21 protein-coding genes are annotated in these 18,272 nt (G+C 72.2%); all 21 read left to right on the top strand.

What is annotated here, in order from left to right; all coding sequences use genetic code 11:
• Window positions 1-95: 95 nt before the first annotated feature.
• The 21 genes from ACFVHV_RS25190 to ACFVHV_RS25290 all read left to right on the top strand — a co-directional run bounded on the left by ACFVHV_RS25190 (window position 96) and on the right by ACFVHV_RS25290 (window position 18,272).
• Entirely contained in the window at window positions 96-854 is a 759-nt protein-coding gene (locus ACFVHV_RS25190; protein ID WP_380353616.1) for a DUF2637 domain-containing protein, read from the top strand.
• Between the two features lie 19 nt (window positions 855-873).
• Window positions 874-1,248, top strand: a complete 375-nt coding sequence (locus tag ACFVHV_RS25195; RefSeq protein ID WP_380353619.1) for a DUF6221 family protein — start codon at window positions 874-876, stop codon at window positions 1,246-1,248.
• A 63-nt stretch (window positions 1,249-1,311) separates the two neighbouring features.
• Window positions 1,312-1,725, top strand: a complete 414-nt coding sequence (locus tag ACFVHV_RS25200; RefSeq protein ID WP_380353622.1) for a hypothetical protein — start codon at window positions 1,312-1,314, stop codon at window positions 1,723-1,725.
• Window positions 1,722-3,068 (top strand): terminase large subunit domain-containing protein, encoded by a 1,347-nt coding sequence (locus tag ACFVHV_RS25205; protein WP_380353624.1) that lies wholly within the window; start codon window positions 1,722-1,724, stop codon window positions 3,066-3,068. Before ACFVHV_RS25200 ends, ACFVHV_RS25205 begins: the two co-directional genes overlap by 4 nt.
• A gap of 15 nt (window positions 3,069-3,083) precedes the next feature.
• On the top strand, window positions 3,084-5,363 hold the full coding sequence (locus tag ACFVHV_RS25210) for a phage portal protein (RefSeq protein ID WP_380353626.1): 2,280 nt from the start codon (window positions 3,084-3,086) through the stop codon (window positions 5,361-5,363).
• 2 nt (window positions 5,364-5,365) lie between these two features.
• Window positions 5,366-5,704, top strand: a complete 339-nt coding sequence (locus ACFVHV_RS25215; RefSeq protein ID WP_380353629.1) for a hypothetical protein — start codon at window positions 5,366-5,368, stop codon at window positions 5,702-5,704.
• Window positions 5,704-6,330: an HK97 family phage prohead protease gene (locus ACFVHV_RS25220; RefSeq protein WP_380353631.1), complete on the top strand. Its 627-nt coding sequence runs from the start codon at window positions 5,704-5,706 to the stop codon at window positions 6,328-6,330. The genes ACFVHV_RS25215 and ACFVHV_RS25220 overlap by 1 nt, the downstream gene beginning before the upstream one ends.
• 200 nt (window positions 6,331-6,530) lie before the next feature.
• Complete coding sequence (locus tag ACFVHV_RS25225) at window positions 6,531-7,748, top strand: phage major capsid protein (RefSeq protein WP_380353634.1); 1,218 nt, start codon at window positions 6,531-6,533, stop codon at window positions 7,746-7,748.
• Window positions 7,748-7,963 carry a hypothetical protein gene (locus ACFVHV_RS25230; RefSeq protein ID WP_380353635.1) on the top strand — a complete coding sequence of 72 codons (216 nt, stop codon included), beginning with the start codon at window positions 7,748-7,750 and terminating at the stop codon, window positions 7,961-7,963. The genes ACFVHV_RS25225 and ACFVHV_RS25230 overlap by 1 nt, the downstream gene beginning before the upstream one ends.
• On the top strand, window positions 7,963-8,241 hold the full coding sequence (locus ACFVHV_RS25235; protein ID WP_380353638.1) for a hypothetical protein: 279 nt from the start codon (window positions 7,963-7,965) through the stop codon (window positions 8,239-8,241). The genes ACFVHV_RS25230 and ACFVHV_RS25235 overlap by 1 nt, the downstream gene beginning before the upstream one ends.
• Window positions 8,242-8,247: 6 nt before the next feature.
• On the top strand, window positions 8,248-8,931 hold the full coding sequence (locus tag ACFVHV_RS25240; RefSeq protein WP_380353640.1) for a hypothetical protein: 684 nt from the start codon (window positions 8,248-8,250) through the stop codon (window positions 8,929-8,931).
• Complete coding sequence (locus tag ACFVHV_RS25245) at window positions 8,931-9,359, top strand: HK97-gp10 family putative phage morphogenesis protein (protein ID WP_380353643.1); 429 nt, start codon at window positions 8,931-8,933, stop codon at window positions 9,357-9,359. Before ACFVHV_RS25240 ends, ACFVHV_RS25245 begins: the two co-directional genes overlap by 1 nt.
• Entirely contained in the window at window positions 9,359-9,799 is a 441-nt protein-coding gene (locus tag ACFVHV_RS25250) for a hypothetical protein (protein WP_380353644.1), read from the top strand. Before ACFVHV_RS25245 ends, ACFVHV_RS25250 begins: the two co-directional genes overlap by 1 nt.
• Window positions 9,799-10,326, top strand: coding sequence for a hypothetical protein (locus ACFVHV_RS25255; RefSeq protein WP_380353646.1), 528 nt, complete (start codon window positions 9,799-9,801; stop codon window positions 10,324-10,326). The genes ACFVHV_RS25250 and ACFVHV_RS25255 overlap by 1 nt, the downstream gene beginning before the upstream one ends.
• Window positions 10,326-10,895, top strand: a complete 570-nt coding sequence (locus ACFVHV_RS25260) for a phage tail protein (RefSeq protein ID WP_380353647.1) — start codon at window positions 10,326-10,328, stop codon at window positions 10,893-10,895. The genes ACFVHV_RS25255 and ACFVHV_RS25260 overlap by 1 nt, the downstream gene beginning before the upstream one ends.
• A 41-nt stretch (window positions 10,896-10,936) precedes the next feature.
• Complete coding sequence (locus ACFVHV_RS25265) at window positions 10,937-11,392, top strand: hypothetical protein (RefSeq protein ID WP_380353650.1); 456 nt, start codon at window positions 10,937-10,939, stop codon at window positions 11,390-11,392.
• 50 nt (window positions 11,393-11,442) lie between these two features.
• Entirely contained in the window at window positions 11,443-11,592 is a 150-nt protein-coding gene (locus tag ACFVHV_RS25270; protein ID WP_380353652.1) for a hypothetical protein, read from the top strand.
• A gap of 6 nt (window positions 11,593-11,598) precedes the next feature.
• A complete protein-coding gene (locus tag ACFVHV_RS25275; protein ID WP_380353655.1) occupies window positions 11,599-15,084 on the top strand; it encodes a hypothetical protein in 3,486 nt (1,161 codons plus the stop codon).
• Window positions 15,081-15,929 carry a phage distal tail protein gene (locus ACFVHV_RS25280; protein ID WP_380353657.1) on the top strand — a complete coding sequence of 283 codons (849 nt, stop codon included), beginning with the start codon at window positions 15,081-15,083 and terminating at the stop codon, window positions 15,927-15,929. Before ACFVHV_RS25275 ends, ACFVHV_RS25280 begins: the two co-directional genes overlap by 4 nt.
• A gap of 13 nt (window positions 15,930-15,942) precedes the next feature.
• Complete coding sequence (locus tag ACFVHV_RS25285) at window positions 15,943-17,088, top strand: hypothetical protein (protein WP_380353659.1); 1,146 nt, start codon at window positions 15,943-15,945, stop codon at window positions 17,086-17,088.
• Entirely contained in the window at window positions 17,088-18,272 is a 1,185-nt protein-coding gene (locus tag ACFVHV_RS25290; protein WP_380353662.1) for a hypothetical protein, read from the top strand. The genes ACFVHV_RS25285 and ACFVHV_RS25290 overlap by 1 nt, the downstream gene beginning before the upstream one ends.

An 18,272-nucleotide genomic window follows, 5' to 3' on the forward strand; every position in this document is an offset into this window, starting at 1 on the left:
CCCGTCACCGGTAGACTGACCAGCAACAACAGAACGGGCCCACCTCGGCGACTGCAACGCCGGGCGGGCCCTTGACCGCAGGAGCATGCACTCCCATGGCCATCACCCAGCCTACCCGCGCCGTCGACCGGCACCGGGCCGTCCTCGGCCTCACCATCGGCGCCGCCCTCGTCACCATCGCGCTGACCGGCGGCGCCTTCTGGTTGAGCTACGAAGCCCTCCACGACCTCGCGCTCGACCACCACCTGACCGGCGCCCGCGCGTGGGCATGGCCCGCCACCCTCGACGGCTTCGTGATCTCCGGGGAGCTGCTCGTCCTGCGCGCCTCCCTGATGCGCCGCCTCGACTGGCTCGCCATGATCCTGGTCGCCACCGGCTCGGCCGGCTCGATCATCCTCAACGTCGTCTCCGTCGGCAGCAGGGTGGACACCACCACGCAGGTCGTCGCCGCGATCCCCCCGACCGCTGCCCTGCTCGCGTTCAGCGCGCTCATGCGCCAGCTCTACCGGGCGTTGGCCGGACTGCCCGTCGAGCCGCAGCCGCCCCTCGCCCGGCAGTCGGCGCCCGCCGAGACCGAGTTGACGCCCGTCATCATCCCGGCCCTGCCGCCCCGCCCGACCACGCCGCCCGCCCTGCCGCCGGTCACCTACGCCGACCCGCGGTGCGAGGCCATCCGCCGCCTGTACGACGGCGGCCGCCGGCCGGGCACCTCCACCATGCGGACCGCGCTGGAGCAGGCCGGGTACGGCACCCTCTCCGATGGGCTGATCCGCGGTACCCTGCGTGCCGAGGTCGAGCGGCTGGAGCCGGTGCTTGAGACCTACCCGCCCGAGAAGCAGCTTCGTGCCGCCTGAGCACGAGAGGATGGCCAGCATGAACAGCGACGACCTGCGAGCGTTCCTGATCGCCCGCCTCGACGAAGACGAGCAGGCCGCTCGTACCGCGCTCGGCACCAACGAGGTGGCCCGCCCGGCCGAGCAGCGCGCCCGCTGGGTACGTCGAGGAGACGAGATCTGGTCCCAGGGCCGGAACGACGTAATCGTGGTCGGGAAGACATGGGCCCGCCCCGGCGACCACATTGCCCGCCATGACCCGGCGCGGGTCCTGGCCGATGTGGACGCCAAGCGGCGGGTCCTCGCAGATGTGGAGAGCTTCACCGAGGACGGCGCGCTCGCCGTTCTCCAGCTGCTCGCGTTGCCCTACGCCGACCACCCCGACTACCGGCCCGAGTGGGCGCCCACCGCCTGACCCGGTAGCCGGGCTGCCTGATCCCGAGACCTCCCTACCCTCCGTGGGCAGGGAGGTCTCTTCATGCCGCACCAGCGAGCCGACATCACGCAGGCCAAGTTCGCCGCGTCCGACGCCGTCGAGATGCGCCGCACCGGCATGTCCTACCGCGCCATCGCTGCACAGCTCGACGTCGACCCGAAGACGGCGTGGAGGTACGTGCAGAACGCCCTCGCCGAGCGCGCCCGCGAGACCGCCCCCGACCGGGACGCCCTGATCGGCGAGCAGATCACCGTCTTGGAGACCATCCTCGAAGGCCTGCTGCCCAAGGCGGCGGCGGGCGACGCGCGCGCCGCCGAGGTGGTCATCCGGGCCATGGATCGGCATGCCCGGCTCTGGGGCCTCGACGCCCCCGTGCGGATCAAGACCGAGCCGACCGACGAGCGCATCGCCCGAATCCGGGCGCTGGCCGAGCAGATCGCCGAGGCCGGCCAGTGACGCCCGAGCAGCTCGCCGAGCTGGAGACCTACACCCCCGAAGAACTGGAGGTGCTGGAGCGCGAGCTGTCGGCCCGCCTGTGGCAGGCCCGGTGGGACCGGTGGACGCCGTACCCGTGGCAGGTCCCGCCCGGCGAGATCGAGACGCACGGCATGTGGCTGCAGCTCGGCGGCCGAGGAACGGGCAAGACGGACGGGTGCGCCAGGTACATGGTGCAGCACGTCAACGGCCCGCCCTGCGACCCCCGGCTGCCCGGCGGACACCGTATGAGCATCATCGCGCCGACGCAGGGTGACGCCGTCGAATCGGCCGTCAACGGGCCCAGCGGGCTCAAGGCCCACGACGCGCGGGTGATGCTGCGGACCACCGTCGGTGGCACCTACGCGAAGTGGCCCAGCGGGGCCGAGGCCAAGCTCTTCGGCGCCCACGGCCCGGACGACGTCGAACGCCTGCGCTCCGGCGGCAACAGGTGCCTCGTCTGGCTGGAGGAGGCCGCCGCGATGCGCCACCTTGGCCCGGCCCTCGCGCACTCCGCCATGGGCCTGCGCATCGGGGCGAACCCGCACTACATCGCCTCGACGACGCCCAAGCCGCGGCCTGAGCTGGTCGACCTGCTCGCCCGGACCGACGTCATCACCACCCGAGGCCGCACCCGCGACGCCCACCACCTGCCCGAGATGATGCGCACCAAGTTGCTGGCGCAGTACGCCGGCACCCGTCTGGAGCGGCAGGAGCTGAACGGCGAGATCCTCACCGACGTCGAGGGCGCCCTGTGGTCGGTCGGCCTGCTCGACGCCACCCGCGTCGGTGCCGCCCCGCCGCTGTCCCGGATCGTCGTCGCCGTCGACCCGGCCGCCACCTCCACCGAGGAAGCGGACGAGATGGGCATCATCGTGGCCGGCCTCGGCGCCGCCCGCGTCCCCGACCTCAACGGCACGATGCGCCAGCACGGCTACGTGATCGACGACTTGTCCGGCCGGATGCGCCCGATCGATGCGGCGCGCAAGGCGGTTGAGGCCTACCACGCGCACCGGGCGGACGCGATCGTGGCGGAGGTCAACAACGGCGGCGAGTGGATCGGCACCGTCGTACGGCAGGTCGACCCGCGCGTCAACTACCGCACCGTGTCCGCATCCCGGGGCAAGCTCACCCGCGCCGAGCCCGTCGCGGCCCTCTTCGAGCAGCACGCCGCGCACCTGGTCGTCCGCTCCTTCCCGCTCGACGACCAGCTCACCACCTGGGTACCCGGCCTCGCCGACTCCCCCGACCGCCTCGACGCCCTCGTCTGGGCCCTCACACACCTGATGCTCACCGCCGCCGGCAACTACGCCGCCGCGGCCTGAAAGGAGTTGACGCTGGTGGGACGCATCGCTGACGCCCGTCACGCCCTGTTCGGACGGCGCGCCGTCGCGCCTGCAGCCCTCGACACCCTGCGGGACCGCCGGCCGCTTGTCGTGTCGTCCGGCACCACGCTGACCCTGGACCTCGACGCGGAGGCCCGCGGCTACTCCAACAGCGCGGTGGCGTACCGGTGTGTCGCGGCGATCGCCGACAACGGCGCCTCGGTGGACATGGTCGTACGCAACGCCGAGGGCGATGCCATCCCCGGGCACCCGGTCGCGCACCTCTTCAACAAGCGACCCAACCCGCAGGTCTCCGCCCGGGTGTTCAAGAACATCCTGCTGCAGCAGGGCGAGCTGGCCGGGCAGTCCTTCGTCTACCTCGACCGCGGCGAGACCCGGCAGGGCGACGTCCAGGCTGCGTACAACGTCTACGACCCGGTGCAGGTCATCGTCGACCGGCCGGCCGACGGCAGGCCCACGGCCCGCGACATCCTCGGCTTCGTCGTCACCCGGTCCGACGGGCAGCGGATCCCCCTCCTCCCCGAGGAGGTGTTGTGGCTCAGGTACCCGCACCCCTTCGAGCCACTCGGCTGCATTGCCCCGTGGAAGGCCGCGCGGCACGCCGTCGACATGGACGCCTACGCCCGCGAGTGGCAGCGCTCCAGCTACCGCAACGGGGCGAGCCCGACCGGTGTGGTGTACCTCGGCGAGATGACCGAGGAGCAGTACAGCCAAGCCCGTGCCGCGTGGAAGTCGTCCGTTGCCGGACCGGCCAACGCCGGCCGCGCGCTGCTGGTCGCCTCCCCGCCCGGCTCCGCTGGGTCGGCCCCGTCGTACTCCCGCGTCGGTCTGACGGCGGAGGAGATGGACTACCTCGAATCGCGCATGGCCAACGCCGCGGAGGTGATGCTCGCGTTCGGCGTGCCCCGGGACTACCTCATGGGAGGCGCGACCTACGAGAACCGGGCGGCCAGCAAGGCGACGCTGTGGTCCGACACGATCAAGCCGAAGCTGGACGTCATCGCGAGCGAGGTCGACCTGCGGCTCCTGCCGTCCGATGCCGAGGAGGCCGGGTGGGCGTACGACGCCGTCGACGCTCTGCAGGAGACCCAGGACTCCCGTGCCACCCGGGTCCGGGACAACACGGCCGCGGACCTGCTGACCATCGACGAGGCCCGGGCAGAGATCGGCCGGCCCGCGCTGCCCGGCGGCATCGGTGACCAGACCATTACCCCGTACCGCGCCCAGTTCGCCCCCGTGCAGGCCCCGGCCGCCGGCGCCCGCGCCGACCTCGGCCTGCTGCAGCTGCTGGCCGCGCCGTCCGATGACGTGGTCGAGCAGTTGGCCGCCCGGGTCGCCGCCGCGCTGGCCGGGCCGCACCGACCCGTGATGATCGCGCCGGGGCCGCTGCAGGTGACGCGCGTCAGCAGCCCGTCAGCGCAGGACGTGCAGGCCGCGTACGACGCGATCGAGGCCGAGGGCCGGGCCGCTGTCCGCCGCCTCGCGCGCGAGCAGGCCGCCGCCGTCCTCCGCGACTTCGACCGGCTGATGGGCAAGCCCCAACGCTCCGCCGACTGGCTCGCCACCCTGTGCGGGCAGGCCGCCGCGCTGGCCGTCGAGGGCCGGGTCCGCATCACCACCCCCGACCCCGAGCAGACGCCGGCCGCCGAGATGACCGGGCTGGACATGGCGTCGGGCCCGGACGGCTGGGAGGAGCGCATCCGCGCGCGGGACCTGTTCGACCCCAGGTACTGGCGGAAGCGGACGGCCGAGGCCCTCGCCCCGTTCATCCGCCGCGCGTGGAAGCGCGGCGCCGAGGGCGTCCAGGACGGCTTCGACCTGGAACAGCCCACCGTCGCGCAGGCCCTCGCCGACCGGGTCGATGAGCTGGCCGGGCAGGTCACCGCGACCACCCGGCAGGTGCTGGAGTCCCAACTCCTGCAGCACGGCGTCGCCGAGGGCGAGTCCATCCCCCAGCTACGGGCCCGCCTGCAGAAGGTGTTCGGCGACCTCGCCGACTACCGCGCGACGATGATCGCCCGCACAGAGACGGTGGGCGCCTACAACGCGGCGGCGGTGATGGCCGCGCTGGACGCCGGCGCGGTGCGCAAGAAGTGGCTCGCCACCAACGACACCAGGACCCGGCAGTCGCACCGGGTCGCGAACGGCGACACCGTGGCGCTGAACAAGCGGTTCACGGCCACGCAGTCCCGGTGGCCCGGTGACCCGGCCGCCCCCGCGAACCAGTCGATCAACTGCAGGTGCACCCTGCTGTTTGAGTACGAGGAGAACTGACCATGGCCACCCTGCTGCGGGGCGAGGCCCCCGCCATCCTCCAGGCTGCCGAACAGGCCCAGTACCAGGGCGCGTACCGGCCGCCGGGCATCCCGCTCGCCGAGGTCCGCCGCGGCCCCTACGACGGCTACCGCATCGCCGTCCGCCGTGACCCGGCCGGCGAACCGCCTCGGACGCTGGCCATGGCCCACGGCCGGATCGTCTACGAGCTGGACCGGCCCGGGCCGGACGGCACGCTCGTCTACCGGTACTCGCCGCGGCTGTCGCCCGCGCACGAGGGGCTGATGCGCGCGGTCGCCGAGGTGTACGCCGAGCACGCGATGAAGAAGGGGCGGAGCTGATGGCCGAGTTGGAGCTGCGGCAGCTGGACGCGGTGGAGTGGCGCGTCGCCGATGGCGAGGATGGCACGTTCGAGGGGATCGCCTGCCGGTACGGCGTCGTCGACTCCTACGGCACGAAGTTCCACCCCGGCGTGTTCAAGAAGGGAAGCCGGGGCGACTTCGCGCTCCTCTTCATGCACGACCCGAGCAGGCCGGTCGGAACCTTCCGCGCGGAGGACCGTGCGGACCGCCTGTGGATCGGTGGCCGCTACGACGACACCCAGGCCGGGCGTGACGCACGGGCGATGGCCCTCTCCGGCTCGGCGCCCGAGCTGAGCGTCGGATTCGTCCGCACCGACCTGCCCCCGTTCGAGAAGCTGGCCCAGATGTCGGAGGACGAGTACAAGGACACCATGACCAACATCCGGGCGGCCAGGCTGGTCGAGGTCAGCCAGATCACCGCGCGAATGGCCGCTGTCCCGGGCTCCAAGCTGACGACCGTCCGCGCCGCACTCGGCGCGCTCTTCGACGACGGACCGACCGACGACCTCGACGCCCAGGTCGCTGCCGAGCGCGCGCGCCTCGCCGAGCAGGACGTCCGCCGCCGGGCCGCCGCCCGCCTCCGCCTCGCCACCGCAGGCCACTGACGCCCGTCACCCGGGGCCCGCCGCTGGTAGCCGAGCTGCCTCCGGCGGGCCCCGCCGTACTGTGCTCCCCATCCGGGTCGCCCGTACCGGACGTACAAGCCACGGGCGTTGCCGGGGCGTTCCACCGGCCGTGAAAGACGGACGCGACCCAGACACCACTGGGGCGCCGTCCGCGTCCCACGGACCGAGAGGAGCCCGGCATGGCCCCGAGCCTGACCGAGCAGCGTGACGAGGTGCTCCGCCTCCTCGCCGACGACACCTACTCCGGCGACATGGACGAGCTGCTCGCCCGCGCCGACCAGATCACCGGCCAGATCGAGCAGGCCCAGCAGCGTGACGCCCGACTCCGCGCGCTCCAGGCCGCCGCCCTGCCGGACGCCCCGCAGGGCACCGGCACCCGGGTGCAGCCCGGCCAGCAGCCCGACGACGGCAACCACCCCGCGGTCAGCGCGGCCGAGGCGTTCGTCCGGTCGAAGGCGCTGGAGCACTACCGCGCGTCCGGCATGGTCGGCAAGGTTGCCGTTGAGCACCGGGACGCCCCGGCCGGCACGACCTCCACCGCCACCCCGCTCAAGCAGAACCAGCGGCAGCCCGGGGTCATCCCGCAGAACCCCGACTACCCGCTCCTGATCGCCAACCTCCTCGACCGGCAGACCTCGGACGGCACCACCCTGGAGTACATGCGGGACGTGTCCGGCCCCGTCACCGGGGCGGGCACCTGGAACAAGGCCGCGGTCGTGCCCGAGGGCACCAACAAGCCCATGAGCGGGCCGTTCCAGTTCGACCTCATCACCACCAGCCTCAAGACCGTGGCCCACTGGGTGCCCATCACAAGGCAGGCGGCCGACGACAACGGGCAGCTGGTCGGCTACATCAACGGCCGACTGACGTACGGCCTGGACTTCAAGATGGACCGGGAGATTCTCACCGGCAACGGCACCACCCAGATGCAGGGCATCCTCACCACGCCCGGCCTCAACGCCTACCAGCCGGGCAGCGGGAACACCGACGCCAAGCTCATCACCATCCGCAAGGCCAGGACGGTCCAGGAGCTGGCGCTGTACCCGCCGGACGCCGTCGTGCTCAACCCGTCGGACTGGCAGGACATCGAACTCGACACCACCGCCACCGGCGAGTTCCGGGTCATCGCCAACGTGCAGGACGCCGGCGGCCCGCCGCGGATCTGGGGGCTGACGGTCGTCAGCACCGTCGCCATGGCCGCGGGCACCGCGCTGATGGGCGGCTTCCGCATGGGTGCGACGCTGTGGGAGCGGCAGGGCGTCACCATCCTGATGAGCGACAGCCACGCGGACTTCTTCATCGCCAACACCCTGGTGATCCTGGCGGAACGCCGCGCGAACCTCGCGGTGCACACCCCGGCCGCGTTCACCAAGGTCACGTTCCAGGCGCTGCCGTAATGGCCGGCGTCCCCCTGCAGGCGAACCTCACCAAGGGCGGCACCCGCCGCCCGGAGCAGGTCACCGTCGATGTGCAGGTCGTGTCCGGCGGCGCCGCGCTGCTGTCCGGCACCACCCTCCCGGTGGTCAACAACATCGCGGCGGCCCCGACCCAGGCCGACTTCAACAGCCTGCTGGCCGCGCTGCGGACCCGCGGCGTGATCGGAGGCAGCTGATGCCCGCCAAGCCCACCCCCACCGAGCCGGACCCGGTCGAGACCGATGTCGAGCAGGCCCCGGCCGGCCCCCAGCGGATCAGCCTGGTCGGCTTCGAGGTCGGCCGCCCCGCGCCGACCGACGCCTACCAGGCACTCCACACCGACGGCGGCGTCACCGGCCCCGCCTACACCACCCACCCCGGCGGCGGCGCCGTGCAGCACTGCGTCGCCGGAGCGACCGTCACCGACGGCGTCATGCGCGCGCTGACGGCCGCTGACGCCCCGCAGGAGGGCTGACCCCTCGTGTACTGCACTGTCGCCCAGGCCCGCGCCGCAGGTTGCACCGGCACCGACTCGGAGGTCATCGGGTGGATCCTCGCTGCCCAGCGGCGAGTTGACGCCTACACGCAGCAGTGCTTCGAGCCGACCGACCTCACCGTGTCGGGTGAGGTCGGCGGCGACGCGCGGATCCTGCTGCCCCGCCGGGTGCGGACCGTGGCGGCGGTCACCCTGTCCGCCGGACCCGGGACAGTCGACTACGTCGTCCCGCCGTCCGCGTACCGGGTCACCAGCAGCGCGGTGCTGGGGCAGGTCGACGCGGTGCAGCTCGCGCTGTGCGGCTTCAATGACCTGGTCGCCGGTGCGGAGTCGTACTCCGGCGGCTGGCCGAACCTGTGGCGCCGCTGGGGCACCACGGCGTCGGTCGCCGGATCGTACGGCTACGAGACTCCTCCGCCCGGGGCTGACCTGGCGACGGCCCAGGTCGCGGCGTGGGTGCAGGCCGTCACAACGGGACAGGGCACCCCGGGCGGAGGCATCGCCCCTGGTGGGCTGCGCGTGGACGACGAGGGCAACAACGTCGTCATCGAGCCCGACACCGGCGGCGAGGACGGGGCGGCGCCGCCGCGGTCCGGCACCGGCGTGACAACGGCGGACGTCCTCCTCGCCCCCTACCTCAACCACCACCAGCTGATCGGGGGCGCGTGATGGCCGGCATCCACTACACCGTCCGGTCGACCGACTTCCAGGGCGCCCTGCGCGGCGCGCTGGACCGGCTGTCCGGTGCGGCCCGGGCAGCGACCGAGCGCGCCGCGAACGACATGGTCAACCACGCCAAGTCCCTTGCGCCGGTGGACACCGGGCGGCTGCGGTCGAGCATCGTGGCCATCCCGGCCGGCGGCCGGCTCCGGTTCAGCGTGACGATCGGCACCAACGTGACGTACGCGACGGACGTCGAGTACGGCACCGCGCCGCACGTCATTGTCCCGAAGGGCAAGAAGGCCTTGTGGTGGCCGGGCGCCGCGCACCCGGTCGCGAAGGTCAACCACCCCGGCACCCGGGCCCAGCCGTTCATGCGGCCCGCCATCGCCATGGCCGAGACCTACCTGCGCCAGCACGCGAAGGGAATCCGTTGATGGCCGCCACCACAGCCGGATCGTTCCGGGCCTACCTCACGCCCCTGCTCGGCGGTGTGCCGGTGTTCCGCGACGGCCCGGCCGAGGGTCAGCCGCTGCCGTACGTCGTCGTGCAGGAGGGCACCAACTACGCCCTCCATCCGACGGCGAACGGCGACTACGGCGACCCCACTCGGGTCGTCACCATTCAGGAGCTGGTGCAGGTCGACGTCGTCCAGCAGGCCCGCACACAGGCCGGCGGGGCAGCCCCGAACGTCGAGGACTACCAGCTCGCCGAGCGGGTGATGTGGCTGTGCTCGCAGCCCGTCGTCCCGGGCCCCGGCAGCAGCGACATGGTCGCGGTCCGGTTCCAGACCGCGCACCGCGAGCCGATCGCCGACAACGCGATCCGCCACGTCATCACCGTCATGGTCACCCGCACCTTGCAGAAGGGCACCTGATGAGCACCTCCACCGAGCCCACCGACCCGGGCACCGGCAGCGGCGGCACCCCGACCGACCCGCCGCCGACCGGGCCCGTCGCCGAGCCCACCCCCGACGGCCAGACCTGGTACCCCCGCGAGCTGGTCGAGGCCCAGGGCTGGTGGCACCCCGCCGACCCCGCGCACATGGACCCGACGTGGCCCGCGTGGAAGCTGCCGGCCTGGTACTCCGGCCGGACCGGTGCGCTCGGCGTGCCCGGGCCGCCCGGGCTGCCCGGCACCAGCCAGTTCGTGTTCGGCGGGTGGCTCCCGTGGCAGGCCGGCGCCGAGCGCTACGACGCCGCGAAGGAGTGGCCGGCCGCCGTGCGGCTGACCATCCACGACATGCAGGCCGACCTGGGTCTCCTGCCGCCCGCCCCGGCACCGGTCGAGCCGCCGCCGGTCCAACAGCCGGCGGCCCAGGACGACCCGGACCCGGCGAGCCCGCCGTTCACCCCGCCCACCCTCGGCCAGCCGGCCGAGACCGACCCCGAAGGGACCATCTGATGGCCGGCCTCTCCCACGTCACGAAGCTGTTTTCGATCGTCGACTGCAAGCTGACCGTGCTCACCGCCGACCCGGTCGGCGGCACCGCCACGTACGCCGCGACCAGCATCGACATCCCGGGCATCCAGGAGCTGGCCATCTCCGGCAGCATCCAGTCGAAGACCTTGCGCGGCGACAACACCCTGCTGGACACCTCCTCGTACATCGACGGGGTGACCGCCTCCGCGAAGCACGCCCTGCTGTCCCTCGACGCGCTCGCGGCGATGCTCGGCGGTGCCGTCACCGACTCCGGCGCGACCCCGGCGCAGAAGGCCGTGTGGGAGCTCACCGGGTCCAGCGCCCCGACCTACTTCAAGATCGAGGGCGTCACCCCGCCCGGCGGCTCCAGCCTGATCGGTGGTGACGTGCACGTCACCCTCTCCAAGTGCATGCTCTCGAAGTTCCCCGACCTCGGGTTCGCGCAGGACGACTACCGCATCCCCAGCTTCGAGGTCAGCGCCGTCCCGCTCGCCAGCACCGGCAAGTGGCTGTCGATCACCCTCAACGAGACCGCCGTCGCCATCCCGTAGCACACGGCCCACCCTCCCACCACACCCCAGGGGACACCCACATGAGCGACCTCACCCCCGCCCAGGCCCTCGCCCAGCCCACCGACATCACCCTCGCCGACGGCAGCACGGCCGGGCTGCGGTACTCCTTCCGCAGCCTGGCCCTGCTGGAACAGCGCTTCGGCTCCGTCACCGGCATCCAGACCGCCATCGACCAGACCGGCGACGGCGCCGCGTTCGGTCCGCTGATGGACCTCCTCGGCGCCGGACTCGTCGGCCCCGGCGGCGGGTTCACCCCCCACCTGCGCCACCGGCAGGACGTCGCGGGCACCCGTACCGTCGAGGAGATCCTCTACCGCCGCAGCAGCGACGGCCGCGACCTCGGCGACCTCCTCGCCCCCCAGCTCATCCACGAGTACGCCGCCGCGATGCAGACCTCCCTCGTCTCCGCATTCGGCACCGGCAGCCCGGGAAACGACGCGGCCCCGGAGACGACCGGATCTCCTGGGCTGACCTGATCTACATCGGCACCGTCCAACTCCGCCGCACCACGGAGGAGTTCTGGGACATGAGCCCGGCCCTGCTGCACGCCCTCATCGACCGGCACCGCATCGCCACCGGCGCCACCGAGCCGGACGACGAACCCGACGACGACCCCGGCATGTACGCCACCCGCGAAGGCCTCATGGCCCTCGCCCAGATGCCGATAGGAGGCTGACCCCCGATGGCCGGAGAGCGCATCGACCTGCCGCGGCTGGTCACCAGCCTGGACATCGACCTGTCCGGCGTCGCAGGGGCCGAGGCCGAGGCTGCCGCCGAGGGCCGTGCCATCGGCACGCGGCTCGGCCAGGCAATCGACGACGCCGCCCGCTTCCGCCTCCAGCAGGCGTTCCGGGCGATCCCCGCCATCGACCTGCATGCCGACGCGACCGACGCCCAGCGCGAGGTGCAGGCCCTGCGTGCCCGGATGGTGGAGATCTGGCAGCGGCCGGTCGATGTCGAGGTTGACACCGCGCAGGCCCGGGTCGAGCTGGAGGAGATCCAGGCGGCGTTCCAGCGCCTTGCCGCCGAGCGCCCGGACATCGGGTTCGACCTCGACACGACCACGGTCCTGGCCGAGCTGGACTCTGTGGTGGCCGGCGTACAGCACGTCGACAACATGCGGGCCCTGGTCGAGGTCGATGTCGACGCGGGCGAGGCCATCGCGGAGCTGACCGCGGTGCATGAGGTGGCCGAGCACGTCGGCGACTCCGACGGGCCCGACCGGGCGGGGCGGAGCCTGGATCGGCTGGCCGTCGGCGCGGCCGGCGCTCTGCGGCCGTTGGCGGGGGTGGCTGCCGCCGGTGCGTCCACAGCCGCCACGCTCGGTGCTCTGGTCCCGGTGCTGTCGGGGGTGGTGGCTGCTCTGGCCGCCATGGCGCCGGCCGCCGGGGTCGCCGCGACCGCGGTGCTGTCGGTGGGCTCAGCGGTCGGTGCGCTCAAGGTCGGCACGCGCGGGATCGGCGCGGCCGTGCAGGCGGCGTGGGCCCCGGCGGAGGGCGGCGCCGCGGCGGCGGCCGGTGCGGCTCAGCAGGCGGCGAAGGCTCAGCGGGCGGTCGGCGATGCGATGCAGCAGGCTGCGGACGCCAACGAGCAGGCGGCGCGCCGGGTTTCGGATGCTCAGCGGTCGGTGGGCGACGCGACGAAGGCGGCGGCGGACGCGCAGGTGCAGGCCGCGCGGTCGGTGGCGCAGGCCGAACGGTCGCTGGCGGACGCACAGAGGGCGAGCCTTGCGGCCCAGCAGGCGCTGGCCGACGCCCGCAAGGGAGCCGCGCAGGATCTGGAGGACCTGAACAACCGGCTCACCGACTCCGGGCTCGACCAGCGCGAGAACACCCTGCGGGTACAGGAGGCCCAGGAGTCCCTCAACAAGGTGATGGCCGACCCGTCCGCGACGGAGCGGCAGAAGGAACAGGCCCTGCTCGCGCTCGACCAGGCGACGCAGCGGCTGCACGAGCAGGGCATCGCCTACAACCGCCTCAAGACCCAGGTCGAGCAGGCCAACGCCGCCGGTATCGAGGGCAGTCAGCGTGTGGTGGCCGCGCAGGCCAAGGTCGAGGACAGCACCCGCACGGTCGGCGACCGCGCGCAGGCTGCCGCGGACGCCCAGGTCGCTGCGGCCGACCGCATCGCCGCGGCAGACCGCCAGCTCGCCGACCGCAAACAGGCCCTCGCCGACGCGCAGGCCGAGCAGGCGAAGACCGCCGAGAAGGGCCTGCGTGCGATAGCAGATGCGCAGGAGGCCCTCACCCAGCAGGCCGGCGGGGCGGCTGGCGGTGTCGACGCCTTGGCCGAGGCGATGGCCAAGTTGGCCCCGTCGGCGCGCGCGTTCGTCGAAGCGCTGGCCGGGCTCAAGCCCCAGCTGGACGCGATCAAACTGGACGTGCAGCAGACCCTCTTCAAGGGCCTGGACGAGACCCTGCGGACCACCGCGACGGCCACCCTGCCGGTGCTGCACGGGGCGCTGAAAACGGCTGCTGGGCACCTGAACACCATGGCCAAGGAGACCGGCGCGACGGCGACCGAGCTGGCCGAGTCGGGCACGCTCGGACGGGCGCTCGGCTCCGCCTCGAACGGCCTCGCGAACATGGCCAAGTTGCCGGGCACCGTGATCCAGGGGCTGGTGCAGGTCGGCGCGGCGGCGGCCCCGTCGTTCGACCGGCTGTCGGCGTCCGCCGGTGGCGCGCTGGCCGGCGTGCAGCAGCGGATGACCGAGGCGTTCAACAGCGGCAGCATGCAGAAGGCGATCGAGCAGGCCATCGCGTTGGTCTCGCAGATGGGCCGCGTACTGGGCAACATCGGCTCGATCGTGGGCAACGTGTTCGGTGCGGCCCAGTCGAACGGCGCGTCGTTCATCTCCACGCTGGAGAAGATGACTGCTGCGGCGGCGGCTGCGTTCGGCACTCCGGCTGTGCAGCAGGGGCTGCAGGCCCTGTTCGAGACCATGGGGCTGCTGGCCACGACCGCGGCCCCGCTCCTCGGACAGGCGCTGCAGGCCATCGGCCCGGTCATCACGGCACTCGCGCCCGGCATTCAGGCCCTGATCGCGGCGCTCGGCCCGGCGCTGGGCTCGGTGATCGCGGCGCTCGGCCCGGTCCTGCAGTCGGCCGCGCAGGCGATCAGCGCGCTGGCGCTCGCGTTCGCTCCGGTGCTGCCCGTGGTCGGGCAGCTGGTGGCCGCGCTGCTGCCGGTGCTGGTGCCGCTGCTGGATGCGGTCGCGACAATCGCGCAGCAGCTTGCGCCGGTGATCGGCGTGCTGGCGCAGGTGATCGGGGAGACGCTGTCTCCGATCCTCGGCGTGCTGCCGGTGCTGCTGGAGCCGTTCCTGTTGCTGGTGACCACGCTCACGGGCGCGCTGCTGCCGGTGCTGACGCAGTTGCTGCAGGAGCTGCCCCTGCCGATGCTGGCGCAGTCGTTCGTGCAGATCGCCACCGCGCTGGCGCCCGTGCTGGTCCAGCTCGCCACGCTGGCAGGTCAGTTCCTCAACGCGATCATGCCCATCCTGACACCGATCATCTCGCTGATCGTCCGGCTCGCTGCGGTGTTCACCGGCGAACTGGGCAGGGCGATCACGAACATCGTGGTGCCTGCGCTGCGGCTGATCACCAGCCTGTTGACGGGGGACCTGTCCGGGGCGGTCGAGGCTGGAAAGCAGTTGTTGGGCGGGCTCGCCAGTGCCGTGGTGACGGTCTTCTGGGAGCTGCCGCAGAAGCTCGGCGAAACGTTCTCGCGGCTCGCGAGCAGCCTGCTGGACGTCGGCAAGAAGATCATCAAGTCGCTGATCGACGGCATCACGTCGGGCTTCAAATCCGTCAAGGACACGCTGAGTTCGCTGACTGACCTGCTGCCCGACTGGAAGGGCCCGGCCGAGCGGGACGAGAAGATCCTGACCCCGGCCGGTGGGCTCATCATGGACGGCCTGATGCGCGGCATCGCCGCCCGGGTCCCGGCCCTGCGTGACCAACTACAGGGCATCACGGCGCAGATCGCCGGGTCGCTGGACGGCGACAGCCTGCTGCTGGCCGGCAACCCGGGCGCGCTCACCGGGGCGTACGCGGGGGCCGCCCGGCCGGTGTTGCAGCAGAACACCATCAACATGTACGGATCGCAGGCCACCGCCCAGGACGTCAGCCGTGAGCTGTCCTGGCAGGCCGGACTGGGGGTGCGATGACCGCCGTCGGACGCGTGGTGTGGAACGGGCTGGCCATGGGCCCCGGCACCCCCTACGCCATCTCGGATCTCCCCGACCTCGACGACATGCCCGACGTCCGTGCCTACGACGTCGACCGCACCGGTGCGCACGGCACGTGGACCGGCCCGGACTACGTCGGCGCCCGGGTCATCACGGTGGGCATCACCCTGCGCGGGCAGGACCCGGACGACCTCGGCCGGCTCATCGCCGCGCTGAAGCGCGCGTGCCAGCCCGCCCCGGCCCCGCAGCAGCTGCAGTTCCCCGACCGCGGGCTGATGGTCTACGGCAAGGTGCGGCGCCGCCGGATCCCGTACGACGCGACCTCGTTGCAGCGGACCACCGTGGCTCAGGTGCAGTGGTACTGCGACGACCCGCGGGTGTACTCCCTCGCGCAGTACACCGGCGGCCCGGTGGTCTCGTATGCGCCGGCGTCCGGCCGCTCCTACCCGCGGACCTACCCGTGGCTGTACGGGACGGGCGGGTCGGGCGGGTCGGTGACGTGCGTCAACGGCGGTGCCTCCGAGACGTTCCTGTTGCTGCGGATCGACGGGCCGTGCGTGCGGCCGTCGGTGCAGCTATCGGAGACCGGAGCCGTGCTCCAGCTCAACAACACGCTGGGCCCGGGCGAGTACGTGCTGATCAACACGGCGATCCGGGCCGTCCTCGCCAACGGCAGCACGCCGCGCCGTGACTGGGTGGTCGCCGGATCGGACTGGCCCGTGATGGTCCCCGGCGCCAACACGTTCGTCTACCGCGGCGATCCGTACGGGGACGGCACCCAGCCCACCTACCTCACCGTGATGTGGCGCGACGCCACCCTGTAGAGAGGACCACCTGATGGCGATCATCAGCCCGCCCGCCTACCAGCAGGGCGGTACCTACTCCGCCCGCACCGACCGCCTGTCCGTCATCACCGGCATGCTCGGCTACCACGGCAACAGCGGCGACGAAGCGTCCCTTCGGACCCGCAGCGGTGTGCGCCCGTCGTACCAGCAGCAGCAGCTGGCGGTCTCTGCGCAGGGCACCCCGAACATGACCGTCAGCGTGTCCGCAGGCATCTGCTATGTGCAGAACAAGGACCTCGCGAACTACGGGGCGTACACCGTCATCAACGACGCCCCGGTGACGCTGCCGATCGCCGCATCGTCGGGCAGCCAGTACCGCAAGGACACCGTGGTCGCACAGGTGCTGGACGCCGAGACGCTCGGCACCGTCAACAGCGGCTCCCTGGTGGTGGTGCAGGGCCCGTATGCGGCCACCGCAGGCGGTACGACCCGCGGCATCCTGCCGCCGAACAGCATCCCGCTGGCGGACATCGCGGTCGACGCCGGGGTCACCTCCATCACCAACGCGAAGATCAGCGATGCCCGCTCCTACCAGGTCGCCTCCGGCGGCATCCTGCCGGTCGTTTCCACCGCCCTGCCCGACCACCCGGCGCCCGGGCAGGTCATGTACGCCACCGACACCGACGTGTTCCTGTACGGCAAGGGCGACGGCTCTCGGGCCGAACTGCCGCTCGCTGGCAGCGCTGGCATCGGCACCTTCCGGTACGCCGCCAAGACCCTCAACCAGCAGCTCACGAACAACGCTACGTTGGGCAACGACACTCACCTGGTCGTGCCGGTCCTCGCGAACGCCACCTACATCGTCGAGGGCGCGATCTTCTACGACGGCGCCTACAACCAGGGCGACTTGAAAGCGGACTGGTCCATCCCGATCGGGTCCAATTTGATGTGGTCCATCAACGGCCCTGCGACGGGCGGGCAGGCCGCGTACGCGTCGCAGTCCGCGCTGGCCGGCACCCCGCTGACGGCCGGCACGTATGGCACGGGCGGCACCCAGACCACCATCACCCCCCGCGGCCTGCTGACCACCGGTGCGACGGCCGGCAGCTTGCAGTTCCGGTGGGCGCAGAACAACGCGCACGCATCCACGCTGACGCTCTACCAGCGGTCGTGGATCCGCGTGCAGAGGATGGCCTGATGACGACCCCTGTCGGTGCCGTGGTCCACCGGTACACCTACCTGTTCTGCGACTTGATGTCGGACCGGGTGCTCGCGGAGCTGCCCGTCATCGGCGCCGAGTACTCCACCGAGCTGAACGGCGTCGGCACGTTCAAGGGCACGATTGCGTTGACCGACGAGGTTGCCCAGCTCGGCCCGATGGACGCGACCACCCCGGACCGTACCGCCCTGTACATCGACCGGGACGGGGTGATCGTGTGGGCCGGGATCATCTGGATCAGGCGCCCGCTGACCTCGGCGAACGGGATCATCTGGGGTATGGAGCTGGGGGGCTCGGAGTTCCCGTCGTACTGGCAGAAGCGGTTCGTCAACAAGCTGCTGTCCACGGACTACAACCTGCTCGTCTCCAACTCGGCGGACACCCGCTACGTACCGGACGGCCAGCGCATGTTCGACGACCAGGTGTGGATCGTCTGGTCGCTGCTGCGGTACGCCGAGGCCGACCCGAGCAACGCGGGCACCATCCACGTGGACACCAACCCGCTGATCAACCCCACCGGCGTCACCCGGGCCCGGACCTACGACCCGGCCCAGCAGCGGACCGACATCCTCACCCTGATCCGGCAGCTGGCGGCTGTGGACGGCGGGTTCGACTGGGGTGTCGAGTCGGGGTGGAACGCCAACGGCAGCCGGTACCGGCGGTGGGCAGTCTGGTACCCGCGCCGCGGCCGGCGTGCCTCCGCGACCGGGTTCCAGTTCCAGTACGGGCCGGGCGGCAACGTGATCACCCCGGACTGGCCGGAGGACGGCATGGGCTACGCCAACCGCGTGTGGGCCCGCGGGTCCGGGGCCGGGCAGGACGTGGTGACCGGCGTCGCGGAGGCCCCCGACCAGTGGGGCGCCGGGTACCCGCTGATGGAGGCCGTGGAGACCTACGACGGGGTGACGCAGGCGAACACCATCCAGGCGCACGCGCAGGCCTCGCTGAACGCCCGGTCGCAGGCCACGACGGCGCCCACGTTCGTCGTGGACGCGGACTCGGACCCGGTGCTCGGCTCCTACACGGTGGGCGACAGCGCGGTGTTCGCGATCGACCCGTGCCCGTACTACCCGCAGGGGCAGGTTCAGGAGCTGAGGATCCTCAGCATCAAGGTGTCGGTGACCGGCGGCCCTGAGAAGGTCGCCCTGACGTGCGGAGCGTGA

The organism is Kitasatospora sp. NPDC127116, from assembly GCF_042677365.1.
GTDB classification, from domain to species: domain Bacteria; phylum Actinomycetota; class Actinomycetes; order Streptomycetales; family Streptomycetaceae; genus Kitasatospora; species Kitasatospora lactacystinica.

Bases quoted from the DNA above. Each gene is read 5' to 3' on its own strand.
- ACFVHV_RS25190 (WP_380353616.1), top strand. From the start codon at position 96: ATGGCCATCACCCAGCCTACCCGCGCCGTCGACCGGCACCGGGCCGTC.
- ACFVHV_RS25195 (WP_380353619.1), top strand. From the start codon at position 874: ATGAACAGCGACGACCTGCGAGCGTTCCTGATCGCCCGCCTCGACGAA.
- ACFVHV_RS25200 (WP_380353622.1), top strand. From the start codon at position 1,312: ATGCCGCACCAGCGAGCCGACATCACGCAGGCCAAGTTCGCCGCGTCC.
- ACFVHV_RS25215 (WP_380353629.1), top strand. From the start codon at position 5,366: ATGGCCACCCTGCTGCGGGGCGAGGCCCCCGCCATCCTCCAGGCTGCC.
- ACFVHV_RS25220 (WP_380353631.1), top strand. From the start codon at position 5,704: ATGGCCGAGTTGGAGCTGCGGCAGCTGGACGCGGTGGAGTGGCGCGTC.
- ACFVHV_RS25225 (WP_380353634.1), top strand. From the start codon at position 6,531: ATGGCCCCGAGCCTGACCGAGCAGCGTGACGAGGTGCTCCGCCTCCTC.
- ACFVHV_RS25230 (WP_380353635.1), top strand. From the start codon at position 7,748: ATGGCCGGCGTCCCCCTGCAGGCGAACCTCACCAAGGGCGGCACCCGC.
- ACFVHV_RS25235 (WP_380353638.1), top strand. From the start codon at position 7,963: ATGCCCGCCAAGCCCACCCCCACCGAGCCGGACCCGGTCGAGACCGAT.
- ACFVHV_RS25245 (WP_380353643.1), top strand. From the start codon at position 8,931: ATGGCCGGCATCCACTACACCGTCCGGTCGACCGACTTCCAGGGCGCC.
- ACFVHV_RS25250 (WP_380353644.1), top strand. From the start codon at position 9,359: ATGGCCGCCACCACAGCCGGATCGTTCCGGGCCTACCTCACGCCCCTG.
- ACFVHV_RS25255 (WP_380353646.1), top strand. From the start codon at position 9,799: ATGAGCACCTCCACCGAGCCCACCGACCCGGGCACCGGCAGCGGCGGC.
- ACFVHV_RS25260 (WP_380353647.1), top strand. From the start codon at position 10,326: ATGGCCGGCCTCTCCCACGTCACGAAGCTGTTTTCGATCGTCGACTGC.
- ACFVHV_RS25265 (WP_380353650.1), top strand. From the start codon at position 10,937: ATGAGCGACCTCACCCCCGCCCAGGCCCTCGCCCAGCCCACCGACATC.
- ACFVHV_RS25270 (WP_380353652.1), top strand. From the start codon at position 11,443: ATGAGCCCGGCCCTGCTGCACGCCCTCATCGACCGGCACCGCATCGCC.
- ACFVHV_RS25275 (WP_380353655.1), top strand. From the start codon at position 11,599: ATGGCCGGAGAGCGCATCGACCTGCCGCGGCTGGTCACCAGCCTGGAC.
- ACFVHV_RS25280 (WP_380353657.1), top strand. From the start codon at position 15,081: ATGACCGCCGTCGGACGCGTGGTGTGGAACGGGCTGGCCATGGGCCCC.
- ACFVHV_RS25285 (WP_380353659.1), top strand. From the start codon at position 15,943: ATGGCGATCATCAGCCCGCCCGCCTACCAGCAGGGCGGTACCTACTCC.
- ACFVHV_RS25290 (WP_380353662.1), top strand. From the start codon at position 17,088: ATGACGACCCCTGTCGGTGCCGTGGTCCACCGGTACACCTACCTGTTC.